The 16,909-nt window shown below is 61.5% G+C and carries 18 protein-coding genes and 1 pseudogene; 13 read left to right on the top strand and 6 right to left on the bottom strand.

Annotated elements, in window-relative coordinates:
- Nucleotides 1-80 precede the first annotated feature (80 nt).
- From metG to ABE528_RS08430, 8 genes and pseudogenes are all read left to right on the top strand, one after another.
- Nucleotides 81-2,120 carry a methionine--tRNA ligase gene (metG, locus tag ABE528_RS08465; protein ID WP_346652662.1) on the top strand — a complete coding sequence of 680 codons (2,040 nt, stop codon included), beginning with the start codon at nucleotides 81-83 and terminating at the stop codon, nucleotides 2,118-2,120.
- An 89-nt stretch (nucleotides 2,121-2,209) separates the two neighbouring features.
- Complete coding sequence (locus tag ABE528_RS08460) at nucleotides 2,210-2,758, top strand: Rnf-Nqr domain containing protein (RefSeq protein WP_152954480.1); 549 nt, start codon at nucleotides 2,210-2,212, stop codon at nucleotides 2,756-2,758.
- Nucleotides 2,755-3,396: pseudogene (locus tag ABE528_RS08455) on the top strand (RnfABCDGE type electron transport complex subunit B); the annotation flags it as partial. The gene ABE528_RS08460 and the pseudogene ABE528_RS08455, both read left to right, overlap by 4 nt.
- Nucleotides 3,397-3,418: 22 nt before the next feature.
- Nucleotides 3,419-4,390, top strand: coding sequence for an RnfABCDGE type electron transport complex subunit D (locus tag ABE528_RS08450; RefSeq protein WP_346652661.1), 972 nt, complete (start codon nucleotides 3,419-3,421; stop codon nucleotides 4,388-4,390).
- Nucleotides 4,387-4,989 (top strand): RnfABCDGE type electron transport complex subunit G, encoded by a 603-nt coding sequence (locus ABE528_RS08445; RefSeq protein WP_346652660.1) that lies wholly within the window; start codon nucleotides 4,387-4,389, stop codon nucleotides 4,987-4,989. The genes ABE528_RS08450 and ABE528_RS08445 overlap by 4 nt, the downstream gene beginning before the upstream one ends.
- Complete coding sequence (locus ABE528_RS08440; protein WP_346652659.1) at nucleotides 4,982-5,500, top strand: Rnf-Nqr domain containing protein; 519 nt, start codon at nucleotides 4,982-4,984, stop codon at nucleotides 5,498-5,500. The genes ABE528_RS08445 and ABE528_RS08440 overlap by 8 nt, the downstream gene beginning before the upstream one ends.
- Nucleotides 5,501-5,504: 4 nt before the next feature.
- Nucleotides 5,505-6,143 (top strand): endonuclease III, encoded by a 639-nt coding sequence (gene nth, locus ABE528_RS08435; protein ID WP_152954491.1) that lies wholly within the window; start codon nucleotides 5,505-5,507, stop codon nucleotides 6,141-6,143.
- Between the two features lie 104 nt (nucleotides 6,144-6,247).
- Nucleotides 6,248-6,424 (top strand): hypothetical protein, encoded by a 177-nt coding sequence (locus ABE528_RS08430; protein WP_027918964.1) that lies wholly within the window; start codon nucleotides 6,248-6,250, stop codon nucleotides 6,422-6,424.
- 44 nt (nucleotides 6,425-6,468) lie between these two features.
- Here ABE528_RS08430 and ABE528_RS08425 read toward each other — a convergent pair whose 3' ends face one another.
- Nucleotides 6,469-7,095 carry a response regulator transcription factor gene (locus ABE528_RS08425; RefSeq protein ID WP_103449413.1) on the bottom strand — a complete coding sequence of 209 codons (627 nt, stop codon included), beginning with the start codon at nucleotides 7,093-7,095 and terminating at the stop codon, nucleotides 6,469-6,471.
- A gap of 307 nt (nucleotides 7,096-7,402) precedes the next feature.
- On the opposite strand from ABE528_RS08425, the gene ABE528_RS08420 reads away from it, so the two are divergent.
- Complete coding sequence (locus tag ABE528_RS08420) at nucleotides 7,403-7,843, top strand: hypothetical protein (RefSeq protein ID WP_152954493.1); 441 nt, start codon at nucleotides 7,403-7,405, stop codon at nucleotides 7,841-7,843.
- A gap of 70 nt (nucleotides 7,844-7,913) precedes the next feature.
- On the opposite strand, the gene ABE528_RS08415 is transcribed toward ABE528_RS08420, so the two are convergent.
- Nucleotides 7,914-9,131: an argininosuccinate synthase gene (locus ABE528_RS08415; protein WP_152954496.1), complete on the bottom strand. Its 1,218-nt coding sequence runs from the start codon at nucleotides 9,129-9,131 to the stop codon at nucleotides 7,914-7,916.
- A 196-nt stretch (nucleotides 9,132-9,327) separates the two neighbouring features.
- Entirely contained in the window at nucleotides 9,328-10,254 is a 927-nt protein-coding gene (locus ABE528_RS08410) for an OmpA family protein (RefSeq protein ID WP_346652658.1), read from the bottom strand.
- A 130-nt stretch (nucleotides 10,255-10,384) separates the two neighbouring features.
- On the opposite strand from ABE528_RS08410, the gene pyrC reads away from it, so the two are divergent.
- On the top strand, nucleotides 10,385-11,431 hold the full coding sequence (gene pyrC / locus ABE528_RS08405) for a dihydroorotase (RefSeq protein WP_085675229.1): 1,047 nt from the start codon (nucleotides 10,385-10,387) through the stop codon (nucleotides 11,429-11,431).
- A complete protein-coding gene (gene rnt, locus ABE528_RS08400) occupies nucleotides 11,428-12,102 on the top strand; it encodes a ribonuclease T (RefSeq protein WP_079226781.1) in 675 nt (224 codons plus the stop codon). Before pyrC ends, rnt begins: the two co-directional genes overlap by 4 nt.
- 127 nt (nucleotides 12,103-12,229) lie before the next feature.
- Here rnt and ABE528_RS08395 read toward each other — a convergent pair whose 3' ends face one another.
- Nucleotides 12,230-12,832, bottom strand: a complete 603-nt coding sequence (locus ABE528_RS08395; protein WP_027918971.1) for a peroxiredoxin C — start codon at nucleotides 12,830-12,832, stop codon at nucleotides 12,230-12,232.
- Nucleotides 12,833-13,044: 212 nt separating this feature from the next.
- Here ABE528_RS08395 and ABE528_RS08390 point away from each other — a divergent pair, with 212 nt between their 5' ends.
- Together ABE528_RS08390 and bfr are read left to right on the top strand one after the other, a co-directional pair.
- Nucleotides 13,045-13,266, top strand: a complete 222-nt coding sequence (locus ABE528_RS08390; protein WP_152954499.1) for a bacterioferritin-associated ferredoxin — start codon at nucleotides 13,045-13,047, stop codon at nucleotides 13,264-13,266.
- Between the two features lie 201 nt (nucleotides 13,267-13,467).
- Nucleotides 13,468-13,941, top strand: coding sequence for a bacterioferritin (gene bfr, locus ABE528_RS08385; RefSeq protein ID WP_063913140.1), 474 nt, complete (start codon nucleotides 13,468-13,470; stop codon nucleotides 13,939-13,941).
- Nucleotides 13,942-13,999: 58 nt separating this feature from the next.
- On the opposite strand, the gene grxD is transcribed toward bfr, so the two are convergent.
- Together grxD and ABE528_RS08375 are read right to left on the bottom strand one after the other, a co-directional pair.
- A complete protein-coding gene (grxD, locus tag ABE528_RS08380) occupies nucleotides 14,000-14,335 on the bottom strand; it encodes a Grx4 family monothiol glutaredoxin (RefSeq protein WP_152954502.1) in 336 nt (111 codons plus the stop codon).
- Between the two features lie 91 nt (nucleotides 14,336-14,426).
- Complete coding sequence (locus ABE528_RS08375) at nucleotides 14,427-16,535, bottom strand: molybdopterin oxidoreductase family protein (protein ID WP_346652657.1); 2,109 nt, start codon at nucleotides 16,533-16,535, stop codon at nucleotides 14,427-14,429.
- Nucleotides 16,536-16,909: the final 374 nt, after the last annotated feature.

Here is a 16,909-nt window from a genome sequence, read left to right as displayed (position 1 = left end):
GGGTGAAATATCTTCGCCGGCCCTTTATAGTGGCCGATCACCCTCATTTTTACCCGAGCCAGATAAGTAGCCGAGCCACCATGTCCGAGCCACGTCAGATTCTCGTTACCAGCGCCCTGCCCTATGCCAATGGATCCATCCACCTTGGTCATATGCTGGAGTACATCCAGACGGACATGTGGGTGCGCTTCCAGAAGCTGCGCGGCAACCAGTGCATCTACGTCTGCGCCGACGATGCCCACGGCTCGGCCATCATGTTGCGTGCCGAGAAAGAAGGCATCACCCCGGAGCAGCTGATCGCCAATGTCCAGGCCGAGCACAGCGGCGACTTCGCCGACTTCCTGGTGGACTTCGACAATTTCCACTCTACCCACAGCGACGAAAACCGTGAGCTGTCGAGCCTGATCTACGGCCGCCTGCGCGACGCCGGGCACATTGCCACCCGCTCGGTAACCCAGTACTTCGACCCCGAAAAGGGCATGTTCCTCGCCGACCGCTTCATCAAGGGCACCTGCCCCAAATGCGCGGCTGAAGACCAGTACGGCGACAACTGCGAAAAGTGCGGCGCCACCTACGCCCCGACCGAACTGAAGAACCCCAAGTCAGCGATCTCCGGTGCCACCCCGGTACTGCGCGATTCCCAGCACTTCTTCTTCAAGCTGCCAGACTTCCAGGCCATGCTGCAGCAGTGGACCCGTAGCGGCACCCTGCAGGACGCGGTGGCCAACAAGCTCGCCGAATGGCTGGACTCCGGCCTGCAGGAGTGGGACATCTCACGTGATGCGCCGTACTTCGGCTTCGAGATCCCGGGCGAGCCGGGCAAGTACTTCTACGTCTGGCTGGACGCGCCGATCGGCTACATGGCCAGCTTCAAGAACCTCTGCGCACGCCGCCCGGAGCTGGACTTCGACGCATTCTGGAACGAAGGCTCCAAAGCCGAGCTGTACCACTTCATCGGCAAGGACATCGTCAATTTCCACGCCCTGTTCTGGCCAGCCATGCTCGAAGGTGCCGGCTTCCGCAAGCCGACTGCGGTCAACGTGCACGGCTACCTGACCGTGAACGGCGCCAAAATGTCCAAGTCGCGCGGCACCTTCATCAAGGCCCGCACCTACCTGGACCACCTGCAGCCGGAATACCTGCGCTACTACTACGCCGCCAAGCTTGGCCGTGGCGTCGACGACCTCGACCTGAACCTCGAGGACTTCGTGCAGAAGGTCAACTCCGACCTGGTCGGCAAGGTGGTCAACATCGCCAGCCGTTGCGCCGGCTTCATCCACAAGGGCAATGCTGGCGTGATGGTCGCTGGCGATGCTGCGCCGGAGCTGACCGAGGCCTTCCTCGCTGCCGCCCCGTCGATTGCCGAAGCCTATGAAGGCCGCGATTTCGGCCGTGCAATGCGCGAGATCATGGCCCTGGCCGACCGCGCCAACGCCTGGATCGCCGACAAGGCGCCGTGGTCGCTGGCCAAGCAGGAAGGCAAGCAGGACGAAGTCCAGGCCATCTGCGCCCAGGGCATCAACCTGTTCCGCCAACTGGTGATCTTCCTCAAACCGGTGCTGCCGCTGCTCGCCGCCGATGCCGAGGCGTTCCTCAACGTCGCGCCGCTGACCTGGAACGACCATCAATCGCGCCTGGAAAACCACCAGCTGAACCCGTTCAAGGCCCTGATGAGCCGTATCGAACCGGCGAAGGTCGAAGCCATGGTCGCCGCCAGCAAGGAAGACCTGCTGGCCGCCGAAGCCCAAGCGCCGGCCGGCAACGGCGAGCTGAGCAAGGACCCGCTGTCTGCCGAAATCGAGTTCGACACCTTTGCCGCCGTCGACCTGCGCGTCGCGCTGATCGTCAAGGCTGAGGCCGTGCCTGGCGCCGACAAGCTGCTGCAACTGACCCTGGACATCGGCGACGAGCGCCGTAACGTGTTCTCCGGCATCAAGTCGGCCTACCCGGACCCCTCCAAGCTGGAAGGCCGCCTGACCATGATGGTGGCCAACCTCAAGCCGCGCAAAATGCGCTTTGGCGTGTCCGAGGGCATGGTCATGGCAGCCGGCCCTGGTGGCGAAGAGATCTACCTGCTCAGCCCTGACAGCGGCGCCAAGCCAGGTCAGCGCATCAAGTAAGCCTCCTGCCCCGGCCCAACCGCCGGGGCAACTCCATCTGCAGCGCCAATGCCGGACGTTGCAGGCGATTCCCGGCTATCGTCATTCACATGAACGACTACCTGCTGATCCTGGCCAGCGCCGCGCTGTTCAGCCACCTGCTCTTGCAACAACAGCCGCTGAGCCGGCTGCGCCTGCAGGTGTGTGGCCTGGCAGGCGCCTTGTCGATCGCACTCGGGGCAAGCGGCGGGCTAGCGCTGGAACGGCTGATCGTGGCGCCCTGGCAGTTGCAGGACCTGCGCCTGTTCCTGCTACTGCCCTGGCTGGCACTCCTGGCATGGGGCGTACCGCAGGTGCTGGGCAGGCTGCGTGCGCAGTGGCCGACCAGCAACCTTGCGCTGCCATTGCTGGGCAACGCCTTGCTGCTGGGCCTGGCGCTGCAAGTGACGGGAGATGACACCTCAGCACTTGCAACGTTGCGCTGGGGGGCATTGGCCGGCCTGGGTTTCTGGCTTGCGCTGGTACTGTTCGACGACCTGCACCAACGCTGCCAGCACGCTGAAATACCGGCCGCTCTGCGCGGTTTGCCCATTTCATTGATCGGCGCAGGTGTCATGGCCCTGGCGTTCTCCGGATTCAACGGACTTTTCACGCAATGAACTTGATTCAACGCATCGATGCCCTGTTGCCGCAAACCCAATGTGGCAAATGCGGCCACAACGGCTGTCGGCCCTACGCCGAAGGCCTGGCAGCGGGCGAGGCCATCAACAAGTGCCCGCCAGGCGGCAGCGAGACCATCGCCGCGCTGGCCACGCTGCTCGAGGTGCCACTGCTTGCGCCTGACCCGCTGCGAGGTAGCGCCCCACCCCAGGTCGCCTACATTCGTGAGGCCGAATGCATCGGTTGCACCAAGTGCATCCAGGCCTGCCCGGTCGATGCCATTGTCGGCGCTGCCAAGCTGATGCACACGGTCATTGCCAGCGAATGCACCGGCTGTGACCTTTGCCTGGCTCCCTGCCCGGTCGACTGCATCGACATGCAGCCTCTGCCGCCGACAGTGGTGCCGATTGTCAGCGGCCTGGCCCACTCCCCCGAGCAGCTGCAGGCCCGCCACCAGCGCCGCGATCATGCGCGCCAGCGCCATGAACAGCGAAACGCCCGCCTGCAACGCGATATCGCTCGCAGAGAGGCTCAGCGCCTGGCACGTACGGCCGACGCCACAAAGGGCGCGGCAGACCCGATCAAGGCCGCCCTCGAGCGGATCAAGGCGCAAAAAGCCGCCGCTGCCGATGCTGCGCCCACGGCGGCCAGACACGACCATGGCAAGCCCTGACCCACGGCAACGCAAGGCCATGGGCCTGGTGCTGCTGGCCTGCATGCCCGGCCTGCTCGCAGCGTTCTGGACGCAGGGCTGGGGTGTGCTGTTCAGCCTGTTGCTGTGCGCCAGTAGTGCGTTGAGTTGCGAAGCGGTACTGCTGGCGGTGCGTCGCCAGCCTGTTGTAATGGCACTGAACGATGGCAGTGCCCTGGTGACTGCCGTGCTGCTGGCCATTGCATTGCCTGTATCAGCGCCCTGGTGGTTACCAGTGACTGCTGCAGGCATTGCCATTGGCGTCGGCAAGCAGGCCTTTGGCGGCGTGGGCCGCAATCTGTTCAACCCGGCCATGGTTGGTTACGCCTTTGTGCTGCTGAACTTTCCGCTGCACATGACCCACTGGCCCAACCACGCCGTTGGCTTTTTCGACAGCCTGCAGCTGGTGTCTGGCGCTGGCAACCAGATCGATGCCTGGGCGGGGCCGACCATTCTCGATGGCCTGCGCCACAACCGCAGCCTGACCATCGAAGAGCTGTTCGCCAGCCACCCCGGTTTTGGCAATGTGGGCGGCCGCAGCAGCGAATGGATCAATCTGGCATTACTGTTCGGTGGGCTGTTTCTCTGGCAGCGCAAGGTCATCAGCTGGCATGCCCCGGCAGGCCTGCTGGCCGGCCTGTTCCTGTTCAGCCTGCTGGCCTGGAATGGCTCCGGCTCGGATTCGAACGGCTCGCCACTGCTGCACCTGTTCAGCGGCTCAACCATGCTGGCGGCATTCTTCATCGCCACGGAGCCGGTGTCTGGCCCCAAGGCCAACCTGGCCAGGCTGCTGTTCGGCTTTGGCGCAGGCACGCTGATCTACCTGATTCGCACCTGGGGCAGCTACCCGGATGGCACGGCATTCGCCATCCTGTTGATGAACCTGGCGGCGCCCGCCCTGGATCGCTTCGCCTTGCGCCGCCAAGAGGCCTCGCCATGATCGCCCCCATTCGCAGCAGCCTGCTGCTACTTGCCGTCGGCGGGTTGGCATTAGCGTTCACGCTGGCCTGGCAGCACTGGACTCGCCCCGCCATCGTCGATGCCGAGCACCGGCTACTGGCACGCCGGTTTCTGGCGGTGTTGCCCGCGCAAAGTTACGACAACCGCCCCCTGGACAGCGCGTTGCCATTGCCGGCCGAACAGCCATTGCACAGCACGATCCTCGCGGCGTACCGCGCGACCCAAGGCACGCTGCCAACAGCCATCGTGCTGGTAAGCCAGGTCCAGGGCTATGCCGGCCCGATCAAGCTGAGCATTGCCATCGACGCGGAAGGCCGCCTGATCGGCACCCGGGTGATCGAACAGCAGGAAAGCCCTGGGCTGGGCGCCCAGATTGCCGATCCGCAGTCTGGCTGGCTGGCCCAGTTTGCCAAGCACGGCCTTGGCGATCGCTGGGCGCTCAGGCGCGACCAAGGCGACTTCGACCAGCTGGCCGGGGCAACCGTTACGTCCCGGGCCGTCATCGACGCGCAACAGGAGGCGTTGCGCTATTTTGACCAGCACCGCAGCGAACTGCTCGGAGCCCCCGGCCATGAATAGATTCTGCCTGCTGGTAACCGGCCTGGCTGCGCTGCTTGGCGCCACCCGCACCTTCACCCAGGCGGCAGGCATCAGCGCATGCATGCTCGTGCTAGCCCTTTTCCACCAAGCCTCGCTGAGCCTGCTGCGGCCAACACTCAGCGGCGCGAGGTACTGGTTGGCAAGCCTGCTGCTGCTTGCTGCGCTTGCCAGCTGCCTGCAACTGGCCCTGCGTGCCTGGGCATTGCCATTGGCGCTGACGCTTGGTTATTTTCCGGCACTGATCTGCCTGCAATGCCTTGTCATCGACACATTGCTGCCAAAAGAAGGGCGCTGGCGGCAACTGCTGCTCCACCTGAGTGGCCTGCTGCTCGCCTGCCTGTTGCTCGGCGCGAGTCGCCAATGGCTGGCCGAGATAGCAGGCATGCACCTGGCCATCCTGCCATCCGGTGGGCTGCTACTGCTCGGCGCGCTACTGGCCCTGTACAATCGGCTACGCCCCACCCTCACACGTCGTCAAGGAAAGCGTTGACCCCATGAATGCCGCCAAACGCCTGGAGATCTTTCGCAGGCTGCACGAAGACAATCCGGACCCGAAAACGGAACTGGCCTACACCACCCCATTCGAGCTCCTGGTTGCCGTGACGCTTTCGGCGCAGTCCACCGATGTCGGCGTCAACAAGGCCACCGCGCGCCTGTTTCCGGTCGCCAATACGCCGCAAGCCATCTACGCGCTTGGTATCGAAGGGCTGAGCGAATACATCAAGACCATCGGCCTCTACAACAGCAAGGCCAAGAACGTCATCGAGGCGTGCCGGCTGTTGATCGAGCGCCATGGCGGCGAAGTGCCGCAGACCCGAGAAGCACTGGAAGCGTTGCCGGGCGTGGGGCGCAAGACCGCCAATGTGGTGCTCAACACCGCCTTCCGCCAGCCGACCATGGCCGTGGACACGCACATCTTCCGGGTCAGCAACCGCACCGGCATCGCGCCTGGCAAGACCGTGCTCGAGGTCGAGAAGAAACTGGTCAAGTTCGTCCCCAAGGATTACCTGCTCGACGCTCACCATTGGCTCATCCTGCATGGCCGTTACGTATGCCAGGCACGCAAGCCGCGTTGCGGTAGCTGCCGCATCGAAGATTTGTGCGAATACAAGCACAAGACCTCCGACGATTGAGCCAATAGCAAAAACAGCTGCATTGCGATTGAAAAAATCTTTTTTACCGGACTTCGCTTTCTCGCTATAAGGACGGCCAATGGCCCTTTGGCTTGGAGCGACTCATGAGTACCGATAAAGACGACCTGTCGATCGAAGATGACTTTGCTACCGCTGACGACGAAGCGGAGCCTCAGGTAGAAACCGCGAAGACCAACCTGAGCAAGCGTCGTACCATTGACAACCTTCTCGAAGAGCGACGCCTGCAACGGCAACTTGCCGATTTCGACTACGATCTGTAGCCTTACGCAAAGCCTCCTTCGCGGAGGCTTTGTGGATGCAGGGCTCAGTTCAGACCATGACGCCGGGCCAATTCGATCAGGTCCACCAGCGAGTGGGCATTCAGCTTCAGCAGCAGGCGGGTCTTGTAGGTGCTGACCGTCTTGTTGCTGAGGAACATGCTGTCGGCAATCTCCTTGTTGGAGCGCCCGCGTGCAAGCTGCTGCAGCACCATCATCTCCCTTGCCGACAGGCGATCAACCATTTCCGCCTCACTGGCCCCCCCCACCCGGCCATGGGACTTGTGCAATGCCTGGTTCGGGAAGTAACTGTAACCAGAGAGCACAGCCTTGATGGCACTGAGTAGTTCGGTAAGTTCCTGCTGCTTGCACACATAGCCTGAGGCCCCCGCCTGCATGCAGCGCATGGAGAAATGCCCCGGTGCCTGGGAAGTCAGCACCAGAACTCGGCTGCCAGGGCTGGCCGCGGCCATGCGGGCAATGACCTCCAGCCCGTCGAGTTTGGGGATGCCGATATCCAGTACAACAATATCGGGAAGGTGTTCGCGAGTGAGCTGCAAGGCCGCTATACCGTTGTCGGTTTCCGCAACAACATCGTAGCCATGTCGCTCCATCAGCATGCGCACTGCCAAGCGTATGACCGGATGATCATCCACGATAAGGACTTTATTCATGCGATATCCATCATTCATTATTCTGCTTTGACGACTGCCTCACCATAACCGAGCAGAACGCTCAATGGCGCGTCAATTCCCCGCCCAAGTAGCCGAATAGATGAACCTTACGTCGGTTTGGGAATTTTCCTACAAGAAAAATTTAAAGCCTTCTCAAGAATGTGCTTACGAACTCGCGAATCAAACCTGATCGACTCGCTCACCCCATCAACCACGTCGACAAATTCCCTCCCCGGGAAAAATTCCACAATTTAGTTGAGCCAGTCAGTAGGTTATTGATAAGCGGAACAAGCAGGAGGCAATAACCATGACCGATAACCAACCAGTGGCTCCGCTGACGATAATCGCCATCTTCGCTGGCATCATCGAAGCTTCTGCCTTGGCAACCTTGCCTTTTCTCAGTGAAAAAAGTCAGACGTACTACACCTGGTTCCTTGTAGGGTTCCCATTCTTTCTCACTGCCCTGTTCTTTCTCACCCTGAACTTCAACTACAAATCCTTTTACAAACCTGACTTGGCCGAGCAGAAGAACATCCCTGAACAAGCGGTACATCCCGACATGCAAGAAACTGTAACCATGATGTTCTCCGGCCCAGACGCGCAGAAACTTATAGAACAACAAATCATGCAAGCCATTAAGCAACCGCAGGTCGAAAACAGGCACTGGCAACTGTGCAATATGGATCTGCAGCAGTGCGTGCGTCTTTCCACCACCCGCATGCCTGAGGATCGCCCCCATGGCCGCTGATCAGAGCACGTTTCAGAAGGCAAAAAAAACCCGGCCAGAGCCGGGTTTTTTTGCCACTTCAGCCAGATGCTCAGAGCATCTCGCGGCCTTTGTTGGCAGCGATACGCATGCGCAGCGCGTTGAGCTTGATGAAGCCAGCAGCATCGGCCTGGTTGTAGGCGCCGCCGTCTTCTTCGAAGGTCGCGATGTTGGCATCGAACAGCGAGTCGTCCGACTTGCGGCCAACCACGATGACGTTGCCCTTGTACAGCTTCAGGCGCACGACGCCGTTAACGTTGACCTGCGAAGCGTCGATCATCTTCTGCAGCATCAGGCGCTCCGGGCTCCACCAGTAGCCGGTGTAGATCAGGCTGGCGTACTTCGGCATCAGCTCGTCTTTCAGGTGAGCGACTTCGCGGTCCAGGGTGATCGACTCGATGGCGCGGTGCGCCTTGAGCATGATGGTGCCACCAGGGGTTTCGTAGCAGCCACGGGACTTCATGCCCACGTAACGGTTCTCTACGATGTCCAGACGGCCGATACCGTTGGCGCCGCCGATGCGGTTCAGTTCGGCAAGCACGGTGGCCGGGGTCATGTCGACGCCGTCGATGGCGACGATGTCACCGTTGCGGTAGGTCAGCTCGATGTAGGTAGCCTGGTCCGGGGCGTTCTCTGGCGAGACGCTCCAGCGCCACATGTCTTCTTCGTGCTCGGTCCAGGTATCTTCCAGGACACCGCCTTCGTAGGAGATGTGCAGCAGGTTGGCGTCCATCGAGTACGGCGACTTCTTCTTGCCGTGGCGTTCGATCGGGATGCCGTGCTTCTCGGCGTAGTCCATCAGCTTTTCGCGGGACAGCAGGTCCCACTCGCGCCATGGGGCGATGACCTTGACGCCAGGCTTGAGGGCGTAGGCACCCAGCTCGAAGCGGACCTGGTCGTTACCCTTGCCGGTAGCGCCGTGGGAAATGGCGTCGGCGCCGGTTTCGTTGGCGATTTCGATCAGGCGCTTGGCGATCAGCGGGCGAGCGATGGAAGTACCCAGCAGGTACTCGCCTTCGTATACGGTATTGGCGCGGAACATCGGGAAGACGAAATCACGCACGAACTCTTCGCGCAGGTCGTCGATGTAGATCTCTTTTACGCCCATCGCCTGCGCTTTGGCGCGGGCCGGCTCGACTTCTTCGCCCTGACCCAGGTCAGCGGTGAAGGTCACCACTTCGCAGTTGTAGGTATCCTGCAGCCACTTGAGAATCACCGAAGTATCAAGGCCGCCGGAATACGCCAGTACGACCTTTTTTACGTCCGCCATGCCATCACTCCACGGGGTTGTACGGAAAGGGACCGATTCTACCGGCGTTGCGGATAAATTTACAGTGGGGCGACAGCTTCTGACGACAAAGCGACAGGAACGGTCAGCGGCGCGACGTGCTTGCCGCAGCAGCATCTGCGCTCGGTCTCACAGGCGACAAATGTTCTGATGCATGCACCTGCCAGCCATGCCGATATCAGGGCGCCTTAGCCCCAGGAGCCGCTGCTGGCACCTGCTGCTGCACTGGCTGCACAACCGGCTTCTCCGCCATCGCCACCCGATCCAGTTCGATGTTCACCCGCCGGTTACGCGCCCGATTGGCCGGGCTGTTGTTCTTCACCAGCGGATAGCGCTCGCCATGGAAGCGCACGACAATCTGCTCTTCCGGCACACCATGGGCCTTGAAGTAATCGGCCACAGCCAAGGCCCGACGCCGCGAAGTGTCGCGATTGGTCAGGCGGTTACCACTGTTGTCGGAGTGGCCGTTGAGCTCGATGTGGTTCACCGTCGGGTCAGCCTTCAGGTAATCGAGGATCACGTCCAGCCGCGCACGGGCATCGGCGTCCAGGTCGAAGCCACCGCCGGGGAAGCCGACCTGGGTCTGGCGCACCTGGTCATAGTTCATCGGCAGCATCTTGCTGGCGCAGGCCTGATAGTCGCTGTACGCCTTGGCGAAGCTGACCGGCAGCACGCGTACTTCAATCGCCCGCCCACCTTCGCCGGTGTAGTTGCGCACCACCGTACTGCGGCCATCGAGCAGGCCGTTGATCAAGCGGCTGGCCTGGCTCTGCGACGAGCTGAACAGCACGCCGCTGCGGGCCATGCGTACGGCACCAAGGTTCACATCACCGCGCCCCGGCTGCCAAGGGGCAGCGGCAGCCAGCAAGGTGGCCGAACCTGCACCCAGCACATTGCTGTGCGAACGCAGCTGGAACACCGGTTGCTCACCAGCCTTGCGCACGAACTCGCCACTGCCGAAACCGTCGATCGGCTGGATCAGGCGGCATTCGAACTGGTCACCCTCGACTTTCCAGGCGACATTCTCCATGCGGGTCTGGAAGGTCAGTGCGCCGGCCGGCAGGCTGGCGACAAGGGTCAACAGGGCTAGGTAACGCTGGCGCACGGGCGGCTCCACAAATTCTGACGGCTTACAGGCAGGCTATCGGACGCTTGCCGGAAAACTTGATAGCCGTGCTCGGACCGGGGTTTTCCGGTAGCATTGGGGCCTGAGTTCGACCCGCCTGGAATTCCCAATGTCCGATCGCCTGACCCTCCTGCGTCCCGACGACTGGCACATCCATCTGCGCGATGGTGCCGTCCTGCCCCATACCGTTGGCGATGTGGCGCGTACTTTCGCCCGTGCCATCATCATGCCTAACCTGGTTCCGCCGGTGCGCAATGCCGTCGAAGCTGGCGCCTACCGTGAGCGCATCCTTGCCGCTCGCCCGGCTGGCAGCCGCTTTGAACCGCTGATGGTGCTGTACCTCACCGACCGCACCAGCCCCGAGGACATCCGCGCGGCCAAGGCCAGCGGTATCGTCTACGCCGCCAAGCTGTACCCGGCTGGCGCGACGACCAACTCCGATTCGGGCGTGACCAGCATCGACAACATCTTCCCGGCCATCGAGGCACTGGCGGAAGTCGGCATGCCATTGCTGGTGCACGGTGAAGTGACCCGCAGCGAGATCGACGTGTTCGACCGCGAGAAGCGCTTCATCGACGAGCACATGCGCCGCCTGGTCGAACGCTTCCCGACCCTGAAAGTGGTGTTCGAGCACATCACCACGGGCGACGCCGCGCAGTTCGTCACCGAAGCCCCGGCCAACGTCGGTGCGACCATCACGGCCCAGCACCTGCTGTACAACCGCAACCACATGCTGGTCGGCGGTATCCGCCCGCACTTCTATTGCCTGCCGATCCTCAAGCGCAACACCCACCAGGTGGCGCTGCTGGACGCGGCCACCAGCGGCAACCCGAAGTTCTTCCTCGGCACCGACTCGGCACCGCATGCCCGTCACGCCAAGGAAGCCGCCTGCGGTTGCGCCGGTTGCTACACCGCATACGCTGCCATCGAGATGTACGCCGAGGCATTCGAGCAGCGCAATGCACTGGACAAGCTGGAAGGCTTTGCCAGCCTGCACGGCCCGGCCTTCTATGGCCTGCCGGCAAACACCGACACCATCACCCTGGTCCGCGAAGAATGGACCGCCCCGGACAGCCTGCCATTCGGCGAGCAGACCGTGATCCCGCTGCGCGCCGGTGAGAAACTGCGCTGGCGCCTGCTGGAGGACAACGCGTGAGCGAAGACCTGTACGAAGACGACCAGGACGGTCAGGTCGGCAGCGGTTCGCGCCACCCGATGGCCGAGCGCTTCCGTGGCTATCTGCCGGTAGTCGTGGATGTCGAGACTGGCGGCTTCAACAGCGCCACCGACGCCCTGCTGGAAATTGCCGCAGTGACCATTGGCATGGACGAAAAGGGCTTCCTGTTCCCCGAGCACACCTACTTCTACCGGGTCGAGCCGTTCGAAGGGGCCAATATCGAGCCGGCCGCGCTGGAGTTCACCGGTATCAAGCTGGACCACCCGCTGCGCATGGCAGTGAGCGAAGAAAGCGCGCTCACCGACATCTTCCGTGGTGTGCGCAAGGCGCTCAAGGCCAATGGCTGCAAACGGGCGATCCTGGTCGGCCACAACAGCAGCTTCGACCTTGGCTTCCTCAATGCGGCGGTAACGCGTAACGATATCAAGCGTAACCCGTTCCACCCGTTCTCCAGCTTCGACACCGCGACCCTGGCTGGCTTGGCTTACGGCCAGACCGTGCTGGCGCGTGCCTGCCAGAGCGCCGACATCGACTTCGATGGCCGTGAGGCGCACTCGGCGCGTTACGACACCGAGAAGACGGCCGAGCTGTTCTGCGGCATCGTCAACCGCTGGAAGGAAATGGGCGGCTGGCGCGACTTCAACGATTAAGCTGCAAGCTTCAAGCGACAAGGAAAAGCAGGCCGCATGCGCTGTGCGTTTTACTTGTAGCTTGCCGCTTGAACCTTGAAGCAAAAAAAACCGGCCACATGGGCCGGTTTTTTCATGCGCGCGGCAATTACAGCTTGCCAGCGTTCTCGCTCAGGTAAGCAGCAACGCCTTCTGGCGAAGCGGTCATGCCCTGGTCGCCTTTTTTCCAGTTGGCAGGGCAGACTTCGCCGTGCTCTTCGTGGAATTGCAGGGCGTCGACCAGACGCAGCAGCTCGTCCATGTTACGGCCCAGTGGCAGGTCGTTGACGATCTGCGAACGCACAACACCGTTGGTGTCAATCAGGAAGGCGCCACGGAAGGCTACGCCGCCTTCGGACTCGACGTCGTAGGCCTTGCAGATTTCGTGGGTGATGTCGGCAGCCAGGGTGTACTTGACCTGGCCGATACCGCCGGCGTTGACCGGGGTGTTACGCCATGCGTTGTGGGTGAAGTGCGAGTCGATCGAAACGCCGATCACTTCAACGTTGCGCGCCTGGAAGTCAGGGATGCGGTTGTCCAGAGCGATCAGCTCGGACGGGCAGACGAAGGTGAAGTCCAGTGGGTAGAAGAACACCAGGCCGTACTTGCCCTTGATGGCCGAAGCCAGGTTGAAGCTGTCGACGATTTCGCCATTGCCCAGGACGGCTGGGACGGTGAAGTCGGGGGCTTGTTTGCCAACGAGTACGCTCATTGTAATCTCCTAGTGAGAGTGGAAAACCGTTTGCCGGGCCAAGCAGGCTTGCCCGACATCCAACAAAGGCTGACCATCATACACGGCTTCCAGTGACAGGCCGAATGCAACCGTCGGTCGCTCAAGCACGGCCCTTTCAGAAAGTCCTTTGACAAGCATTCTCATTAACATTAAGCTCCAACCCATCGACTCAACCCGCGATGGTCAGCCCTATGTATGTGTGTCTTTGTGTCGGCGTCACCGACGGACAGATCCGCGATGCGATCTATGAAGGATGCTGCAGTTACAAGGAAGTCCGAGCGGCGACCAATGTCGCCAGCCAGTGTGGCAAATGCGCCTGCCTGGCCAAGCAGGTGGTCCGCGAGACCCTCACCGATTTGCAGGTGAGCCAGCAAGCCGCCCTGCCCTATCCGGTGGAATTTACTGCTGCCTGATATTACAGAATTTGAAGAACCGGACCTCGTGTCCGGTTTTTTTATGCCTGAATATCAATAAGTTAGCCTTCCAACGCGGTTCACAAACATTCTTATTCCTATTAATTTTCACTTATTATTCAAACACTTAGGTTTGACAGCACTCCGTCACAGGCTCAAACTTCGCGGTATTGGCACACTTCTACAGGGCAGGAACCCGACATGAAAGGCGACGTAAGCGTCATCCAGCATCTCAACAAGATCCTCGGAAACGAGCTGGTCGCGATCAACCAGTACTTCCTGCACGCGCGCATGTACGAAGATTGGGGCCTGAACAAGCTCGGCAAGCACGAGTACAAAGAATCCATCGACGAGATGAAACACGCTGACAAACTGATCAAGCGTATTCTCTTCCTCGAAGGCATTCCCAACGTTCAGGACCTGGGCAAGCTGCTGATCGGCGAGCACACCAAAGAGATGCTCGAGTGCGACCTGAAGATCGAACAGAAAGGCCTGGCCGACCTGAAAGCTGCCATCGCCCACTGCGAAACCGCTGGCGACTTTGGCTCGCGTGACATGCTCGAAGACATCCTCGAATCCGAGGAAGAGCACATCGACTGGCTGGAAACCCAGCTGGGCCTGATCGACAAGATCGGCATCGAGAACTACCTGCAGTCGCAGATGGGCGAAGAATAAGATTCTCGCCCCATAAAAAAACCCGCGTTGAGCGGGTTTTTTTATGGCTGCCTGATGATCAGGCTTCGGAGGCCTTGGCCTTGGCGGCGGCGTCCTTGATCAGGGCCTGCAGCTCACCCGTCTCGAACATTTCCAGCATGATGTCGCTACCGCCAACCAGCTCACCGGCTACCCACAGTTGCGGGAAGGTCGGCCAGTTGGCGTATTTTGGCAGGTTGGCGCGGATTTCCGGGTTCTGCAGGATGTCGACGTAGGCGAACTTCTCGCCGCAACCCATCACAGCCTGCGATGCCTTGGCCGAGAACCCGCACTGCGGGGCATTCGGCGAGCCTTTCATGTAAAGCAGAATGGTGTTGTTGGCAATCTGCTCTTTGATCGTATCGATGATATCCATCTAGCACCTCAGCTGAACTTTCCGACGCTATCGTCGGCACGGTGACGCATTGTATCGGAAAGCCGAGCAGCGTGCTCGGCCTTACCATTGCTCATGCGGCCTCGACCTGCACGGGCACGCCATTGAGCGCAGCATTACCGGAAACCGGGTCACGCAGGCGCTCGTCGGTGAGGTCGTTGGCACTCACACCGGCTTGTGCCTGGGCAACCTGAAGCTGCACGCCCTGGCGACCATGGCCGAAGCCATGGGGCAGGCTGACCACCCCTGGCATGATGTCTTCACTGGCCTGCACTTCGACCTCCAGCGTGCCGGTACGCGAGCGGATACGCACCCGCTGGCCATCCTGCAATTGCCGGCTGTGCATGTCCTGCGGGTGCATCAGCAGTTGATGACGCGGCTTGCCTTTGACCAGGCGATGGAAGTTGTGCATCCACGAATTGTTGCTGCGCACGTGACGGCGACCGATCAGCAGCAACTCGCCCGGTGCAGGAGGCGCCTGCAGGGCCAACCGCTGCAGGTCATCGAGCAGCACCTGTGGCGCCGCCTCGACGGCTTTGCTGGCGGTTGCCAGGCGCGTCGCCAGGTTGGCGCGCAACGGCCCCAGATCAAGCCCGTGAGGGTGCTCGTCCAGCGCCTGCAGCGAGAGCTTCCAGGCGCTGGCTTCACCATAGCGCCCCTTGCGCAGGGCCAGGTCGATCATCTGCGCTGGCGGCCAGGTCGGTTTCAGTTCCAGTTCGGCCCGCTTGGCGAACGCCTGCGCGAGGCCGACGAAAATCTCCCAGTCGTGCAGGGCACCTGCCGGCTTGGCCAGGATAGCGCGATTGAAACGGGTAACATTGCGCACGGCCAGCAGGTTGAAGGTGCTGTCGTAATGGTCGTTTTCCAGCGCCGAGGTCGAAGGCAGGATCAGATCGGCGTGGCGGGTGGACTCATTGATGTAGAGGTCGATGCTGAGCATGAACTCGAGCCCCTCCAGCGCCGCATCCAGCTGCCGGCCATTGGGCGTAGACAGCACCGGATTGCCGGCGACCGTCACCAGGGCGCGCACCTGACCTTCCCCGGGGCTCAGCATCTCCTCGGCCAGGGCCGCCACCGGCAGCTCGCCAGCGTACTCCGGCAAGCCCGAAACCCGGCTCTGCCAGGCATTGAAATGGCCACCTGAAGTGGTCGCCACCAGATCGACCGCAGGTTCTGTGCACAGCGCCCCACCCTCTCGGTCGAGGTTGCCGGTCACCAGGTTGATCAGCTGTACCAGCCAGTGGCACAGGGTGCCGAACGCCTGGGTCGAAACCCCCATGCGCCCATAGCAGACCGCCTTGTCCGCAGCGGCAAAGTCCCGCGCCAGTTGGCGTATCTGGGTGGCGGCGATGCCGCACTGTGCGCTCATCGCTTCTGCGCTGAACGGCGCGATCGCTTCACGCACTTGCTGCAGGCCGCTGACCGGCAAATGCGAGCCGCGCGCGAGGTCCTCATCGAACAAGGTATTGAGCAGGCCACAAAGTAAGGCCGCATCACCGCCGGGCCGGATGAACAGATGATGGTCGGCCATGGCGGCGGTTTCGCTGCGCCGGGGATCGACCACCACCAGGCGTCCACCTCGCCCCCGCAGGGCTTTCAGGCGCTTCTCGACATCGGGTACGGTCATGATGCTGCCATTGGACGCCAGCGGGTTGCCGCCGAGGATCAGCATGAAGTCGGTGTGGTCGATATCCGGGATCGGCAACAGCAGGCCATGGCCGTACATCAGATGGCTGGTCAGGTGCTGCGGCAACTGGTCGACCGAGGTGGCAGAGAAGCGGTTGCGGGTCTTGAGCAGGCCGAGGAAGTAGTTGCTGTGGGTCATCAGCCCATAGTTGTGCACGCTGGGGTTGCCCTGGTAGACCGCCACGGCATTGCGCCCATGCGCCTGCTGGACTGCCCACAGCCTGTCGGCGGCCAAGGCAAAGGCCTCGTCCCAGCCGATCGGCTGCCACTCGCTCCCTACCCGCCGGTGCGGCTGGCGCAGGCGGTCCGGGTCGTTCTGGATGTCCTGCAGGGCTACCGCCTTGGGGCAGATGTGCCCCCTGCTGAACGGGTCCTGCGGGTCGCCCTTGATCGAGCTGAGCAGCGCCCGCCCGTCGTCTTCGTGGCTGACTTCGATGTTCAGGCCGCAGATCGCTTCGCACAGGTGACAGGCACGGTGATGCAGGGTCTTGGTCATGGCCGCCTCTGCCTTGTTGTTGTAAGGGGTCGTCGAGCAATGACTATGCGCCGCAGCCCTTGCGCCGGCCAGCGCGCTTCGCGGCGTGAATCCCGCGACATCAGGCGCACGATTCGCGACAGCCATTTGCCAAATTGCCAGCAAGCCGTGTACAACCTTCTGTAGCAAATAAAAAACAGCACAGGCTCAAGGGGTACGACACCCTTTGCAACATCTTATGAACGAGCTGCTGTTTCCCCTCTTGGTTTCAGGCGACATTTAATTATAGTATTGCGCCTTTCCCCATTTCGTCCGCCCCGTGCGGCTTACGCCGCAGGTCACTCCCGTTGTCAAAAAAAACCATACGGTCGACCTGCATACCGTTGCAGATAAGG

Source organism: Pseudomonas sp. TWI628 (assembly GCF_039673865.1).
In the GTDB taxonomy this organism is placed as follows: domain Bacteria; phylum Pseudomonadota; class Gammaproteobacteria; order Pseudomonadales; family Pseudomonadaceae; genus Aquipseudomonas.
The sequence above is the reverse complement of the archived record's forward strand: the minus strand, read 5'-3'. Positions and strand labels throughout refer to the sequence as shown.